11 protein-coding genes are annotated in these 15,225 nt (G+C 66.6%); 1 reads left to right on the top strand and 10 read right to left on the bottom strand.

Annotated elements, in window-relative coordinates; genetic code table 11:
- Positions 1–51: 51 nt before the first annotated feature.
- Positions 52–2,487 (top strand): trypsin-like serine peptidase, encoded by a 2,436-nt coding sequence (locus tag ACPVPU_RS01410; protein WP_448659137.1) that lies wholly within the window; start codon positions 52–54, stop codon positions 2,485–2,487.
- On the opposite strand, the gene ACPVPU_RS01405 is transcribed toward ACPVPU_RS01410, so the two are convergent.
- From ACPVPU_RS01405 to ACPVPU_RS01360, 10 genes are all read right to left on the bottom strand, one after another.
- Entirely contained in the window at positions 2,484–2,816 is a 333-nt protein-coding gene (locus tag ACPVPU_RS01405; protein ID WP_448659135.1) for a hypothetical protein, read from the bottom strand. The two genes, ACPVPU_RS01410 and ACPVPU_RS01405, sit on opposite strands and share 4 nt — an antisense overlap.
- A 104-nt stretch (positions 2,817–2,920) precedes the next feature.
- Positions 2,921–4,054 carry an FMN-dependent L-lactate dehydrogenase LldD gene (gene lldD, locus ACPVPU_RS01400; RefSeq protein ID WP_448659134.1) on the bottom strand — a complete coding sequence of 378 codons (1,134 nt, stop codon included), beginning with the start codon at positions 4,052–4,054 and terminating at the stop codon, positions 2,921–2,923.
- Positions 4,051–4,959 (bottom strand): ROK family protein, encoded by a 909-nt coding sequence (locus tag ACPVPU_RS01395; protein WP_448659133.1) that lies wholly within the window; start codon positions 4,957–4,959, stop codon positions 4,051–4,053. Before ACPVPU_RS01395 ends, lldD begins: the two co-directional genes overlap by 4 nt.
- A gap of 2 nt (positions 4,960–4,961) precedes the next feature.
- Positions 4,962–6,296, bottom strand: a complete 1,335-nt coding sequence (locus ACPVPU_RS01390) for a sugar porter family MFS transporter (protein ID WP_448659132.1) — start codon at positions 6,294–6,296, stop codon at positions 4,962–4,964.
- Positions 6,293–7,357 (bottom strand): GDSL-type esterase/lipase family protein, encoded by a 1,065-nt coding sequence (locus ACPVPU_RS01385; RefSeq protein WP_448659131.1) that lies wholly within the window; start codon positions 7,355–7,357, stop codon positions 6,293–6,295. The genes ACPVPU_RS01390 and ACPVPU_RS01385 overlap by 4 nt, the downstream gene beginning before the upstream one ends.
- Positions 7,354–10,800: a glycosyl hydrolase 2 galactose-binding domain-containing protein gene (locus tag ACPVPU_RS01380; protein ID WP_448659130.1), complete on the bottom strand. Its 3,447-nt coding sequence runs from the start codon at positions 10,798–10,800 to the stop codon at positions 7,354–7,356. Before ACPVPU_RS01380 ends, ACPVPU_RS01385 begins: the two co-directional genes overlap by 4 nt.
- A 45-nt stretch (positions 10,801–10,845) precedes the next feature.
- Positions 10,846–11,703 carry an SMP-30/gluconolactonase/LRE family protein gene (locus ACPVPU_RS01375; RefSeq protein ID WP_448659129.1) on the bottom strand — a complete coding sequence of 286 codons (858 nt, stop codon included), beginning with the start codon at positions 11,701–11,703 and terminating at the stop codon, positions 10,846–10,848.
- Positions 11,700–12,935, bottom strand: a complete 1,236-nt coding sequence (locus ACPVPU_RS01370; RefSeq protein WP_448659128.1) for an MFS transporter — start codon at positions 12,933–12,935, stop codon at positions 11,700–11,702. Before ACPVPU_RS01370 ends, ACPVPU_RS01375 begins: the two co-directional genes overlap by 4 nt.
- A gap of 2 nt (positions 12,936–12,937) precedes the next feature.
- Positions 12,938–14,128: an enolase C-terminal domain-like protein gene (locus ACPVPU_RS01365; protein WP_448659127.1), complete on the bottom strand. Its 1,191-nt coding sequence runs from the start codon at positions 14,126–14,128 to the stop codon at positions 12,938–12,940.
- Between the two features lie 17 nt (positions 14,129–14,145).
- Positions 14,146–14,889, bottom strand: a complete 744-nt coding sequence (locus ACPVPU_RS01360) for an SDR family NAD(P)-dependent oxidoreductase (protein ID WP_448659125.1) — start codon at positions 14,887–14,889, stop codon at positions 14,146–14,148.
- Positions 14,890–15,225 lie beyond the last annotated feature (336 nt).

Genomic DNA, 15,225 nt, shown 5'->3' with positions numbered 1-15,225 from the left:
AGGATTGCACAACAGGTGTAGTTGACACGAGCAGCTGAAGGGGGATGTTCGATGGCCGAGCTGGAAGAAAAGCATCTCAAGTCGATCATCGCCGCCGTGAGCAAGGGCGATCAGGACCTGTCCAACGAGCTGATGGAGAAGCTCGGCGGCGCCAACCTCCCCGACTTTCGCGATCGGATGCTGTCGATCGTGACCGACCCCTCAATCCCGCTGGTCGACGAGGATGACAATGTCGCGTTGGAAGCGGCGGCCGCCGCGGAATCGATCGTCAAGGCAGTCGGCCGACCCGTGTTTATCATCGCCGACAACAAGGTCACCGAGGATTTCTCGGGGCCATCGAGCGAGATCTGGAAGGAACGGATCGTCGGCGCGCGTGAGCGCATCGACCGCGTCATCCCGGCCGTCGGCCGCATAGAAGTCAACAACCATCCCGATTTCACTTGGGTCGGTACGGGCTGGCTCGTCGACAGCGACATCATCGTCACCAATCGCCATGTCGCGGTTGAATTCGGCCGCCGCGACAATGCGCGCTTCGTATATCGCACCGGACTCAACAATGCCCCGATGGTGTCGCGAATCGACTTTCTCGAGGAATATCAGCGCTCTGCCGCGGCCGAGTTCGCGGTCGCCGAAATACTGTGGATCGCGCCGACCGACGGACCCGACGTCGCCTTTCTTCGCGTGGTGCGGCAGGCTGGTCAGCCACCGCTCGCCCAGCCGGTGCCGCTCGCGAATGCGATCGACGGCAATGATTTCGTCGCAACAATCGGATACCCTGCCCGGGATTCGCGCGTGCCCGACCAAGCGCTCGTTAAGAAGCTGTTCGGCGACGTCTATGACAAGAAGCGGCTTGCGCCGGGCACGATCCTCGCTACCGGCACGAACGAGCTGGAGCATGATTGTTCGACGCTAGGCGGCAATTCAGGATCGGTCATCCTGAGCTTAAGGACAGGCGAAGCGATCGCGCTGCACTTTGCTGGCCTGTTCAAGGAAGCCAATTATGCTGTGCCGGCGCCGCGGCTGAAGGCGCTGCTCGCCGATGCCAAGCGCGGCCTCCTCGACACTCCAGCGCGGATCGAGACGGGCCCGATCGAGGCTGCTGCCAGATCCGGCGCGCCGGTGGTCGTGAGCAGTGGCGGAGGATCGACGATGCGCCTGACCGTCAGCATGCCCATAGAGATATCGGTGCGGATCGCGGGCGACGGGAGCCCCGGAGCGGTCGCTTCCGGCGCCGCTCCGGCGACTGCGCCGGCGGCCACCATCGACGCCGCCGTGGCGCTCGCCACAAGCGAACTCGCCGATGATCCGGACGTTCTCGATGTACGCGCGGGCTACAGGTTCAGGAGCGGTTGGATCACCGACGAGCAAGTGGTCGTCGTCGAGCTGCGGGAGAAGCAAGCTCCAGCTGCACTCGCTTCGAGCGGCAAACGAGCGGTGCCGAGTGCGTATCTCGGCATTGGCGTCGATGTCCGCACTGCGGCCTTGACCGATCAACTCGCGGCTCTGGGAATCCACGACCCCTTTACCGAGGTCCGGGCGCGGCCCGGCCAGTATCGCGAGCCGCCCAACCTTGCGCTCGAACGCATCCAGGCGCCGATGCAGGCCGTCTTCCACGTCAGTCCGGACTCAGGCTTTCCCAATCTCAAGGCCTTTCTCGGCCGGGTGAGGACGAAGCTGACCGCAACGATCTACGAATGGGCGCCAAATCACATCAGCGACGCACTGGCGGCCGCGCTCGACGGCAACGCCAAGTCGCTCAAGATGGTGACGCAGCAACGCGGGACATCCAAGGCGGTCGCTGCGCTCATGGTAAGCATCACGCCTGCGATCTGGGCGATCCATGAGGTCGATACTTTCATCGGCCAGCCGCTGGCGGGGGCGCCGGTGCAGCAATTGCAGGCGGCTGATGTGGACCGTCCGCTTTTCGAGCAGCTCGCCGCTCATTGGGATGAGGGTTTCGGCCGCCGCCGGATACCAGCCTTCGATCGAGTACTGTTCCGCTCGCTCAATATGGCCAATGCAGCGCTCGCGATGCCAGCGGTGCGCGGGGCGACCATCTTCGACTATGGTCGGCATTGCGCCTTGTGGATCAGCGCCTTCGAGATTCTCGCGCACCATCATTCGGGCCGCAACCGGGCCGACCTATTGGCGGTGCTCGACCTACTGGAGAAAAAACCGCACTGGACTCGTAAGCTCCGCGCCCGGCGCTACACGGTCCGCCATCACGGGATAACGCGACGGACCGGTCTGGCCGGCAAACTATACGCACAACTCTATCAGGTCCGGAACGACTTCCTGCACGGCAATCCGGTCGACAATCGAACGTTGCTGCTCAAAGAGGACTGTGATCGGGCACACAAGCAGCTGATGTTCCGCGCAATTCAGCAGCGGAAAATCACCGGCACCATCAATAGCACCAACACATCGTCCGGAAAAGGGTGGACGTGCCTGGACCGGGCATATTTGTCTGGGCTGACAGCGACTTAATAATAGCCATAAGGCGGGCGGAAGGCATGATTGTCATCGTCGCCAAACAGCTTGTCCTTCTCGAAGCGCCGCTCAAAACCGTCAGCCGAATGCGCCGCTTCGCGTGAGGCCAGCCGGCGCTCGGCCAGGGCGAGCAGTTCGGCGGCGCGGCCGGTGCTCGCCGACACTTTCTCGGCGCGAAAATTCGCCACCAACCGCCGCCGATCGAGCGCGGCCAGTCCTTTAGGCACTTCGTCCGGTGCCGTGCCGCGACGCTCGTCGATATCGTCTCTGTGAAGGGCGCGTTCGCGCAGGCGGCGCTCAATCTTGCGTTGCCGTGCCAGCTCCATTCAACCCGTCGGTGTCAACATGCCACCGGCCTTCTACCTCTGTTCAGCGAAAACACCTCATCCCGGTGTCTACTAATCCTGCAGCGGTCAACTTATTGGCCGTCCTATTTGAGACACGATGCATTGATCGCTTCAACACGCCGAACCCCGCACAGTGCCATCGAAACCGCCAGTTCCCGCTTAAGACTGTCAAGCAGATCAGCGATGCCAGCTTGGCCGCCCGCGGCAAGCGCGTAAACGAACGCCCGCCCGATCAACACCCCATCCGCACCGAGCGCCAGCATCCGGAGGATATCGGCGCCGCTGCGGATGCCGGAATCGGCCAGCACGGTCAGCCGCCCCCGCACGGCATCGGCGATTTCGGACAGCGCGCGCGCCGTGGAGGTGGCACCATCCAGTTGCCGCCCGCCATGATTTGAAACAACGATGCCGTCCGCCCCCAGGCGAGCGGCCTCGCGAGCGTCCTCGGCGGTGAGGATGCCCTTGATGACCAGCGAACCGGTCCAGCTTGCCCGCAACCATTCGAGATCGGACCAGGTGATCGAGGGATCGAAGTTTGCGGCCAGCCAACCCATGAAATCTTCCAGCCCGGTGGCCCGTTCGAGCACCGGCACGATATTGCCGAGCAGATGAGGTCGCCCCAGCAGCCCGACGTCCAGCGCCCAGCGTGGATGGGCAACCGCCTGCAGATAGCGCCGCAAGGCCGCATGACGGCCGGACATGCCCGACCAGCGGTCGCGGTGGCGGATGCCGGGCACGGGCATGTCGACCGTGAACATCAGCGTCGTCACGCCTTGCGCCCGTGCCTCGGCAAGCAGATCGCGCATGAACCCCCGGTCGCGGATCATATAGAGCTGAAACCAGAGGCGATCCCCCGCTGCGGGTGCGACTTCCGACAGGCTGCAGACCGAGACGGTGGACAGGGTGATGGGAATGTCCGCGGCCCGCGCCGCCCGGGCTGCCTGCACCTCGCCGCGCCGCGCATACATGCCGGTCAGCCCGACCGGCGCCAGGGCGAGCGGCATCGCAGCCGCCTGGCCAAGCAGGGTCGTCGCGGTGCTGATATCGGAGACATCGCGCAGGACGCGCTGATTGAGCGCAATCGCTTGCAAGTCCCGAACATTCGCCGCCAGCGTGGCCTCCGATCCAGCGCCGCCGTCGAGATAGTCGAACAGGAAGCGCGGCAGACGCTTGCGCGCCCGGTCGCGATACCAGCCCACCAGGCCCGCACCGCTCAAGGGACGCTTTCCGACGCGATCGCCCGCGCAAGGTGCATGGCCCCGACCAGGCCCGGCGGGGCATCGGTGACCGCCGGAAGCGTGACGCGCCGGGCAATCTCCTCATCGGTCCACTGCACAAGATACGATCCCAATGCGTACGCCATGGCCCGGTGGATCAAGGGCAGAAGCTGCGCCTGGTTCATCACCCCGCCGCCCAGCACGATATGATCGGGCGCATGGGCAAGGGCGATCGCGGCGCAGAGCTGGCCGATATAAAAGGCCTCGACCGCCCAGGCGGGATGGTCGTCGGGCAGGGCGTCCAGTCCGTGTCCCCAGGCCTGGCGGATCGCCGGGCCGGATGCCAGCCCCTCGAAGCAATCGCCGTGATAGGGGCAGATGCCGCGAAACGTCGCATGACGCGCGTGCCGGCGGGCCGGCAGATGACCGAGTTCAAGATGCCCGAACCCGAGGATCGTGCGGCCGTCCCGGACGATCCCCGCACCGATCCCCGTGCCGATTGTGACATAGGCAAGATGGTTCGAGCCGATCGCGCGAGCCTCGGCCATGGCCGCCGCATTGACATCTGTGTCGATGGCGACCGCGCATCCGTGGCGCGATGCGAACCAGCCGCGGATGTCGACGCCCTGCCATCCGGGCTTGGGCGTATTGCCGATGCGGCCGAAGGTAGGCGAACCGCCGATGAGATCGATCGGGCCGAAGCTGCCGATGCCGATCGCGTCGATCCGCCCGGCTCGCTGCGCTTCCCGTTCGATGAACCGGCTGGCCTGCTCCAGGGTCCGCTCCGGATCGGTGGTCTCGATCGTGACGATGGCGTCCACTTGCTCCGCCGTGCCGGCGGCGCAGACGAATTTCGTGCCGCCAGCCTCGATCGCTGCGAATATGGGGTCGCTTCCGATGGCCATGCTCATGCTCCCGCGTCGATCGTTCGGCCGTTGGTTTCGGGAAACAGGCGCGCGACGAGCAATGACTGAAGCAGCATGAACGCCGCAAAGGCAAAGAAGGGAATGGCGGCGGAGTAAGCCGCAACCGGCGGATAGGCCCAGGCGATCAACGCATTGAGCAGCCAGTGCGTGCCGGCACCCAGCGCCGCGCCCTGTGCGCGAACCGACTGCGGGAAAATCTCCGACAGATAGACCCAGATCACCGCGCCCTGGCTGAGCCCGAAGGACAGGATGAACAGGACAAGGCCAGGGAGGAGCAGCGATGGCGGGAGCAGCCCTGCCTGGACCATCCCGGTAAGCAGCAAGGCGACGGCGCAGCCAATCCCGCCAGCCACCAGCAGCGCCTTTCGCCCGGCCCGGTCGATCAGCGCCATGCCGAGCACGGTGGCGACGAGATTGCACAGGCCGATGGCCACAGCCTGACGATCCGCCGACAGGCTGCTGAACCCGGCGGCGGCGAAGACGTCGTTCAGATAATAGAGGATGGCATTGATACCGGACAGCTGGTTGAACCCCGCCAGCGCGACTGCGAGGAGGATGGGGCGGCGATGGCGGGCGAAGCTCAGGCGTTCGCGGGCCTGCGGCACAGCGGCAGCCCCCGGCGTGCCGAGTTCGACGCCCAGCCGGTGCGCCAGCGCGCGGCCCTCGCCATCGCGCCCGCGCCCGATCAGCCAGCGCGGACTGGTCGGCATCACCAGCGTCATCGCCAGCAGCAGGGCTGCGGGCGCGACGGCGACCCCCAGCTTCCATCGCCACGCGACATCGCCGCCGCTCTGGGCGAGCATGGCATTGGACGCATAGGCGGCCAGGATGCCGAGCACGATGCACAGCTGGAAGGTGCCGACCAGCCGCCCGCGCAGCCGGGCCGGAGCAAGCTCGCTGATATAGACGGGTGCCAGCACCGACGAGGCCCCGATGGCAAGGCCGCCGACGAACCGGGCGACGGCAAAGGTCGCTTCCGATCCCGCCAGGGCCGAGGCGAGCGCCGACCCCAGATAGAGCAGCGCGGTGACCGCGAGCATCGACCGGCTGCCGAACCGGTCGCCCAGCGGCCCGGCTACGAACGCGCCGATCAGTGTGCCCCACAGCGCGATCGACACGGCAAAGCCGAGCCCGGAGGGGGTCAGCTGAAATACCCGGACAAGTTCGCCCGTAACACCGGCAATGACCGCGGTGTCGAAGCCGAACAGCAGGCCCGACAATGCCGCTGCGATGACGCCGATCGCCACGCGGGCGGAAAGACGTCCGTCACCTCGCGCGTCGGTCGCGTGAGGTGAATCCAGGGGGATGGAACTCATTGGTCACCTTTCGATGCGAGCATTGCGGCAACCAGCCGATCGGCCAAGGCCCGATGATCAGCTGCCGAGGGGTGATTGTTGCAGCCGGTCAAGGCGAGCGGCGGGAAGTGGAGGACGAGCGGCTTCAGCGGTGCCAAATCCTGCGCAACGCGATTGACGTCCTCTGAAAAGGCGGGGCCGGCCATGAGGATGAAGCGGGCGGACGGATTGGCGGCATGCAGCCGTCCGACGAACGCCGCATAGCGCCGCCGATAGGCCTGGCGCAGCGCCGCCTCGCTCGCCCAGGGTTCGCCCGCATTCAGCGGCGTCGAAAAATCATTGGTGCCCAGATTGACGACGATGACTGCCGGGGACGGCTGTCCAGCCCGCCGGTCGCCCGCCAGCGCCGGGACGGACCGGCCATAAAGGTCGGGCATGGCCTGAAACGGATTTCGGCCCGCATAATTGCGCACCATGCCCCGGCCGGAGATGGCCGCGATCCGGTAGTCCATGCCCAGCCGGGCGGCGGCGAGCGGACCGAAGGCAATGCCGGTGTCGGTCGATGCGAACACCTCCGCATCGCTGCATCGGGCCTGTTCCAGCCGGTTGCCATAGCCGACCGTGAAGGAATCGCCGATGAATTCGATGATCGGGCGGGGCGCGCGCCGGGCGATCGGCAGGGCGCGGCCGGGCGCGAAAAAGCCGCCGAACCGGGAGCCGCCGGTTCGCGCCTCGGTCACCTGTTCGATCCGGATGACGTGATCGCCCGGTGCCAGTCCGCGCAGGCGCTCGACATGCAGGCCCGGCGCCTTGAGCAGGCGGACCTCTGCGCCGTCCAGCCGGATGCGGAGCCACTGCACCGGGGCGTCGACCCGGATATCGACGGCGGTGCCGCGGAACCGCCCCTCGAACCAGCTGCCTGGCCAGCCAAAGCCCTGCCAGCGGCCGGGCACCCCCGGTTCGCCGACGGACAGGACGGGGACGGGGCGGGCGGACGGACCCGCGCCGCCGAGCAGCAGCGCGGCGAGCATCGCTGCCATGATGCGCTTGCCGCACGCGCCCCTGTCGACTGTCACCCTCATGGCCGGTTCGCGGCCGCCGGTTGATCCAGGTCCAGCGTCCCCGTCGCCACATTCCAGCCCCGGACGCTCACCCGGGCAGGCTCGCCACCGGCCTGCCAGCCGATGCCGATGGCGCGGGTCTCGCCGGGCAGCAGCGTGACATAATTGTCGTCATAATAGGTCGGCAGCACCCGCTGGCCACCGGCATCCAGCAAGGTCAGCTTGACCTGGATGGCCGGGACGTCAGCGGCATTGGTGACCATGATGCTGATCCGTCGCGATCCGGGGTCACCGGGTGCCGCCTTCAGCGACAAGCTGGCGCGCGGCATGTCGACGAGTGCACGAAGCGCTGGATCCGATCCCGTCCGCCAATAGTCGTTGCGTGAGATGAGCTGCTGGTTGACGCCCTTGCGCAATTCCAGCCGCACCAGCTCCACCTCGCCCGCCGCCAGTTTCGGCAGCGCGCTGTCGGCCAGCGCCATGCTGCTGGAAGCGGCCACGTCCGCCGCATGGCTGCGCTCGGACTTCACCCGTCCGTCCAGGCCCAGCCGCCGCACGGTCACCCGCGCCCCCTTGAGCGGGGTCGGCAGGCTGTTGACGATAGCGACCGCATCCTCGGGCTGGTTGAGCTGGACATGCACCGGCTCCGCCGCCGCCTTGATGCCGTAAAAGCTGGCATGGGTGTCGTAATCCTGGCTCAGCATCTGCCATTCGGTGCTGGGCCAGGCGGGCTGGGTCATCCACAGCAGCCGCCCGGAATTGGGCCTGAACAGCTTTGCGTTCATCCCCTCGAAGATCGCGCGGTGCGATTCATAGTTCAGCAGCTGCGCCTTGCGCTCGAAATCCTCAAGGTCAGTCGGCGCGCCCAGCCGCTCGGTCATCGCTGCCATGAAGCCCGCGACATTGCCGCCCCGCGCGCTGTGCCAGTCATGATAGGCCCAGCTGTCGTTCGGCGGCCATTGGTCGGCGGTCGGCATCATCGCCCTGAATGCCTCGAGCGTCGGGAAGGACGGCGTGCCGACTTCGGTCGAAAAGCCCTGGGCCAGGTCGGTGAAATAGCGTTCCGGGCGCTGATAATCCCACGGGCCGCTGTCCGCCATGTTCACGGACCGCGAATTGCCGGTGTAATAGCGGGTGCCGTCGAGCGTGCGGACCAGCGCCTCCAGCCCTTCGTTGAGCACCGGCGGCGGCACGCCCTCGTTTCGGCCGAGCCACAGCACGATGGAGGGGTGATGGCGAAAGCGCCGGATCGTATCCTCGGCATTGGCCAGGAACAGTGCGGCATCGCCCGGCTCGCCATTATAGTCCTGGGTCGACATCCAGAAATCATTGACCACCATCAGGCCATAGCGGTCGGCAAGCGCGAACAGCGCTTCCTCGGTATTCTGGCCCACCCAGTTGCGGATGGTGTTGAGGTTCGCGTCGCGGTGAAGCCGGACATAGGGCTCCAGCCGTGCCGCATCGACGCGCTTCATCAGGTCGTCCATGCCCCAGTTGCCGCCGCGCACCGGGATGCGCACGCCGTTGACGCGCAGCACGAGATGCGGGTCCATGCCGTCGCTAGTCAGCGCCTTCACGGCGTCTGAGGTATCGCCCGCCGGGAGCAGGGAAGCCGCCCAGCCGCCCCCTACCTTGCGGATGCCGTCATGGCTGACATCGACAACCGGCTTATGGTCGGCGCGGGTCGGGCGGAACAGCACGCGCCGCAGCCTGCCGTCCTGGGCAACGAGGGAAAGCTCATAGCTTACTTCGCGGATGCCGAAGCGGATGGCCTTGCGATCCGTTCGCGCGGACCCGGCGGGCGTCACCTCGACCTTGAGGTCATGGAGGGTCGGCGCCCCAAATCCGTTGGGCCACCACAACGCCGGGTTGCGGACGCGCAGCGCCGGATAGGCGGCCGGGGTCAGGGTGACGGTCTGCGCGCCGGGGGCGACGGTCAGGTCGTCCTCGATCACCGCATCGCCGACCGTTGCGCGCAGCTTGACCGCAACGGGTGCTGCCGTCCGGTTTTCCAGCGGCACTTCGACGGTCAATTCCGCCACTTTATTGTCCGCTCGGGGGAGCAGGGTGACCACGTTCAAGTCGCCGATGGATACTGGACCTTCGCTTGCAAGGACCACGTTTTGCCAGATGCCACTGTTGCGGTCGCGGATGGTGGGAATCCAGTCCCATCCCTCGCTGGCGACGAAGGTCGGGCCGTCGATCGTCATCTCCCCGCCATTCTCGCCCGGACCGGCTTTGACCGATTCCTCGTGCGGCAGGCCGGGGTGCGGCGGCGGCGAGATGCGGACGGCAAGCGCATTCCGGCCAGGCCGAAGCACCTGTGACACGTCGAAGCTGCCGCGCTTGAAAGCCCCGTTCATCGTGCCGATCCGGCTGCCGTTCAGCCAGACCTCGGCGGCATAGTTGATCCCGTTGAAGGTGATGGTCCGGAACGGTGCCTCGCCCAGGGCCGCCCCGTCGAATTCGGTGCGATACCAGTAATCCTGGCGGGCCAGGCTTTCGGGGATGGCGAGATTGTTGAGGCCGATCGTCGGATCGGGATAGATCCCGGCCTCGACCATCGAGGTGAGCACGGTGCCGGGCACACGGGCGGCGATCCAGCGCGACGCATCGAACCCCGGGGTGGCAATTGCCGCGCCATCGGCGGTGATGTCGGGTGCGGGCGAAAGCCGCCAGCCGCCCAGTTCCCAGCGATCGTCGCCAAGCGGGCGGAGCGCTGGCGATGCCGAGGGGGTGGCGGCAGTGGACGCCATCCGGACCGCCGGTGTCGACGCCCCGACCGGACGGGTCGCCGGTTCCTGCGGCACAACCTGCCCCATCTGCTGCCGGGTCTGCAGTGGCCAGCGCGGGCTGCCTGACTCATACTGCCAGGTCTCTTCCGGCGGCGTTCCCGCATCGGCAAGGGTCGCAGCTTCGCGCGAGCCATCGTGGAGGGTCAGTCCCGCGATCAACCCTGCAAAGCCCGAGCCATCGGCATTGCGCGGGGCCGCTTCGATACCGCCGCTGATCGCCACTTGGGCGGGGCGGGCAAGCGCTTCGGTGCCCGCCACCATGAGCCGGATCGTCTGCCCGTCAGCGCTAAGGATCACGGACTGCCATTGGCCAGCCGGCAGGCGGGCATCGGACGCGTGAACCGCTCCGCCAATACCCAGCGCCAGCCGCCCGCCGACAAGACGGACGGTCGCGTCCGGCCCGCCTGCCCCCGGCAGGCGCACGATCACGGCATCCATCGGCGCGGCGGCATCCATCCGGACGCGTATTGCCAGCGTCCATCGGGCCAGGCGCTCGACCCCGGCGACCGGTTTCTTCTCGATCCGCTCCGCTGCCGGCGGAAAGGAAAGATTGAACGGTCCCGCCACTGCGCCATCACCGGCCTGACGCGACAGGCCGATGGTCGGCATCGTCAATGCGGCGATGCTGAGCGCGATCGCCAGCGTCGCCTGCCATGACCGGTTCAGCATTGCGTCCCTCCATAAGTCCGCCGGTCGAATGAAACGCGGGTCATGTCATCCGCCATAGGGATTGGCCGGCACGCCGCGCACGCCGGACTTGATCCTGAAGACCGCCCCGGCCAGAGGCTCTTCGGGCCGGTCCTTGGCTGCGCTGGTGATATAGAGTTCGTCCAGGTCACGGCCGCCAAAGACGCAGTTGGTCACGCGCGACACGGGCAGGCCGATGGACCGCATCCGCTTGCCCGCCGGATCGAAGCGGCTGACCCGGCCCCCGTCCCAGTGACAGACCCACAGGCAATCCTCGGCATCCACGGTCATGCCATCGGGCTTGCCCCAGCCGGGATCGAACGCGATGTGGACGGTGCGGGACAGCACCCGCTGCTCTCCATCCAGCGACAACCGATAGACGACGCCGCGCGGCGAATCCGCATGATAGAGGGTGCTTCCGTCGAGGCTGAACGCCGGGCCGTTCGGCACCGTGTAGTCCGTGTCCACCGCCACAGCATTTCCGGACGGATCGACCCGGTAGAGCGCGCCGACGGGCTGGTCTGCGGCGATCCGCATGGTGCCGGCCCACAGGTTGCCGAGCGCATCGGCGCAGGCATCGTTCAGGCGCATGTCCGGACGGTCGAGCCCGAAGGCTGTCAGTGGCGCAATCGCGAACGGGTCGAGCGTCAGGGCAAAGACGCCTGATTGCAGCCCCGCGACGAACCCTGGCTGCTGCGCCCGTTCGATCACCCAGCCGATCATTTCCGGCAAGTCCCAATGGTCGATCTGCGGCGTCGCGCCGTCGCGCCACCGGTTCAGCCGCCGCCCGGGAAGATCGACCCAGTAAAAGCCATTGTCGCACGCGGACCACCACGCACCCTCCCCCAGCAGGCTGCGGACATCGCCGGAGATGACCTCGATCATGCTGGCACCGCCTGCCAGCGATGGGCGCGCCAAGCGAACAGCGCCACGCCGGCGAAGCCGAGGACGGGGACCAGAAACGCGGCCGCAATGCCGCCCCGATCGGCCAGCAATCCGGCGATCAGCGGCAGGAACGCCCCGCCGGTAATGCCCATGACCAGCAGGCCGGAGACGGCGGCGCGCGGCGCGCTGGCCCGTTCCAGCGACAGGGTGAACACCGCCGGAAAGGTGATCGAGGTGAACAGCCCGATGCACAGCGTCAGATAGCCGACCCAGGCACCTTCCAGCGTCAGGGGAATGACGCACAGCGCGGCGGCACTGCCCGACGTCGCGGTCAGCAGCGCGCCGACCGGCAGGCGGGTCATTGCCGCGCTGCCGATGAACCGACCGGACATTCGCCCGATGCCATAGAGCGCGAGCAGCTTGCCCGCCGCTTCATGGCTGACCCCAAGGATTGCGGGATCGGACAGGAAATTGATCAGCAGGCTGAGGATCGAGATTTCCGAGCCGACATACAGGAAGATGGCCCCGGAACCGGCCAGCGACCAGCGATCGCCGATGGCGGCGGTGGGCGGCGCGGCGCCCCTGGGCGAGGCGGCGGCCCCGTCGATGATCCGGCGGGAAAGCCATGCGCCCAGGATCAGGCCGATGACGACGATGCCGAGCGCACCGAACAAGGTCTCGATTTTGGCCAGCGACGCCGCCCTGCCGCCGCCCGTGCCGCCGACCGCGAACAGGCCGCCCTCCAGCAGGATCAGCGCGCCGATATAGGGGCCGGCAATCGATCCCATCGAATTGAAGGCCTGGACCAATGTCAGGCGGAAATGCGATCGCTCCGGCGCGCCGAGCCCGGCGACCAGCGGGTTGGCCGCCACCTGGAGCAGGGTCACGCCGCTGGCGATGACGAACAGCGCGGCGAGGACGGCGGGATAGCTGTCCCCCCGGCCGGCCAGCGTCATCCCGATGCATCCGGCCAGCATGGCCGACAGCGCCGCGGCGATGGACGCGGCATAGCCGATCCGCGCAAGCAATGCGGCGGCGGGCAGGGAGATGACCGCATAGGCGATGAAGAAGGCGAACTGCGTCGTGACCGCCTCCAGGTAGCTAAGCGCGAAGATCGAACGGACCGCCGGGATCAGCGTATCGACCGTCGAGGTGGCAAAGCCCCAGGTGAAGAACAGCGTCGCCACCAGCGCGAAGGCCAGGGCGACACTGCCTTGCTGCCGATCGGCCATGATCAGAGCGCGCCGACCATCGGCATCCAGTCCGGCCGTTTGGGGTCGACATGAAAGCGGGCGTAATAGTCGCCCACCTTTTCATAGTGGCGCTCGTAATGCGCCATCTTGTCCTCATCGAGCGTGACGCCAAGCCCCGGTCCGGTCGGCACGCGGATCGCCCCGTCCTGATAGCGCATCGGCCCGCCCTCGATGATGTCGTCGGTCAGGTAATGATAATGGGCGTCACCCGCGAAGCGCATCTCGGGAATGGTAGAGGCGGTGTGGATCATCGCCGCCAGTTCGATGCCGAACTCGGCCCCCGAATGCATCGCGACGCCGAGGTTGAAGGTGCGGCACACAGCGGCGAGGTCCTTCACGCCGCGCGGCCCTTCCCAATAATGGATGTCGGTGAGCACGATATCGACCGCGCCCAGCCGGATCGCGGGGCCGAGATCGTCGAACTTGGCCGGATACATGTTGGTTGCGATCGGCATCCGCACCGCGCGGCGCACGGCGGCATTGCCCTCCAGCCCCCAGGCGGGATCCTCGAAATATTCGATGCCGAGCGGCTCCAGCCGCTGGCCGATGCGGGTCGCCGTCGCCACCGACCAGACGCCGTTCGGATCGATGCGCAGCCCGAAATCGGGGCCGAGCCGGTCGCGGCACAGCTCCAGCACCCGCGCTTCCTCGCTCGGGTCCATCACCCCGGCCTTCAGCTTCATGGCGCGCACGCCGAGCGTTTCGGCCAGTTCCTGGCAATGGTCGGCCAAGTCCTCGGCATGGGCATCGTCGCCGCCGCCCGGGCGATCATAGCGCCAGAACAGATAGGCGATGAACGGCACCGCATCGCGCACCGATCCGCCCAGCAGGTCCGACAGCGGACGGCCCAGCACCTTGCCCTGAATGTCGAGGCACGCCATCTCGATCGCCGCGTAAAGCCGCGCGTTCGACATGTAATAGATGTTGCGCAGCACCTTGAGCTTGATCGTCTCCAGCTGGAACGGGTCCATGCCGATGATGCGCGGGGCGAGCTTCGTCAGCGCGCCGCGCTGGTCGCCGCCGCCGACTTCACCCAGGCCGACCACGCCCTCATCAGTGAAGATTTCGAGGATGGTCCGCATCAGATAGCCGGGATGGACGCCGGTATTGTGGCGCAGCATGCAGTTCATCGGGATGGCGACACAGCGCACGCGGATGTCGGTGATCTTCATGGGTCGGTTCCTGTCGGTCAAAAGCTCATCAGGCCGTCGACGAAGATCGTCTGGCCATTGATATAGGCACCCGCATCGCCGACGAGCATCAGCGCGGCACCTACCATGTCCTCCGGCGTGCCGAACCGGCCGGCCGGAATGTTGGCGAGGACGCGGGCGGCATAATCGGGGTCGGAAAGCACGCCTGCGGTGCGCGGGGTCAGCGTGGCGCCCGGGGCAAGGATATTGGCTGTGATGCCGTGACCCGCGACCTGACGGGCGACGTTGCGAACGGCATTGGCAAGTGCGGCCTTGCTGGCGGCATAAGCGAGCATGTCGGGATGCGGCTTTGCCTGCTGCACGCTGCCGATCGCGATGATCCGGCCCCATCCCCGTGCCATCATGGCGGGAAGGGCGCCCGTGATCAGTTCGATCCCGGCCCACAGATTGACGGCCATCTGACGCTCGGCCTCGGCACGGTCGAAATCGAGCAGCGGGCGTCGCATCTCGGCCGAGGCGCAGTGCACAACCAGGTCGGGATCGCCGCACGAAGCCTTTGCCTGCGCAAGCAGGGCGGCTGCTGCGCCGGGAGCAGCCAGATCAGCGGCAAAAATGCTTGCATCGGGCAGGGTAGCATGAACGTGCCGGAGGGCTGCCGGGTCATCCAGACCCTGAACCGCGACTGTCCAGCCGGCATCGACAAGCGCCGCGGCAATTGCCAGACCAATGCCCTGGGTTCCCCCGGTCACCAGCGCAACCCGGCGTTGTTGCCCTTCGCTCAACACCCTCTCCCTCTGAATTATGCTCATCTCTTGTCAAAAGAGAATTTATCCGTCAACTGTTCATATAAGAAAGAATTGCATTAGCTATAACATATCCGATAGGATGGCTGGGTGCAATATCGATGGTGGAGCAGGAGGAGCATGAAGGTGACAGCGCTTGAGCGACGCGCCCTACTCGGCCTTTTGGGCGGGGGACTGTTGGGCTGTACGATGCCGGTATCGGTGGCAGCGCGGAGCCTGCGTTCGGGCGGCGCAATCCCCAACGCATGGTCGGCTCTGTGGACAGATCCAGCCGTCGAGCGGCGCATTTCGGACGGTATCGCCGCCCATCGGATG

It is taken from the genome of Sphingomonas paludis, from assembly GCF_053502515.1.
The sequence above is the reverse complement of the archived record's forward strand: the minus strand, read 5'-3'. Positions and strand labels throughout refer to the sequence as shown.

Excerpts from the sequence above, each read along its gene's own strand:
- ACPVPU_RS01365 (WP_448659127.1), bottom strand. The coding sequence starts at position 14,128 with ATGAAGATCACCGACATCCGCGTGCGCTGTGTCGCCATCCCGATGAAC.
- ACPVPU_RS01385 (WP_448659131.1), bottom strand. The coding sequence starts at position 7,357 with ATGAGGGTGACAGTCGACAGGGGCGCGTGCGGCAAGCGCATCATGGCA.
- ACPVPU_RS01410 (WP_448659137.1), top strand. The coding sequence starts at position 52 with ATGGCCGAGCTGGAAGAAAAGCATCTCAAGTCGATCATCGCCGCCGTG.
- ACPVPU_RS01375 (WP_448659129.1), bottom strand. The coding sequence starts at position 11,703 with ATGATCGAGGTCATCTCCGGCGATGTCCGCAGCCTGCTGGGGGAGGGT.
- ACPVPU_RS01370 (WP_448659128.1), bottom strand. The coding sequence starts at position 12,935 with ATGGCCGATCGGCAGCAAGGCAGTGTCGCCCTGGCCTTCGCGCTGGTG.
- ACPVPU_RS01390 (WP_448659132.1), bottom strand. The coding sequence starts at position 6,296 with ATGAGTTCCATCCCCCTGGATTCACCTCACGCGACCGACGCGCGAGGT.
- ACPVPU_RS01395 (WP_448659133.1), bottom strand. The coding sequence starts at position 4,959 with ATGGCCATCGGAAGCGACCCCATATTCGCAGCGATCGAGGCTGGCGGC.
- ACPVPU_RS01380 (WP_448659130.1), bottom strand. The coding sequence starts at position 10,800 with ATGCTGAACCGGTCATGGCAGGCGACGCTGGCGATCGCGCTCAGCATC.
- ACPVPU_RS01405 (WP_448659135.1), bottom strand. The coding sequence starts at position 2,816 with ATGGAGCTGGCACGGCAACGCAAGATTGAGCGCCGCCTGCGCGAACGC.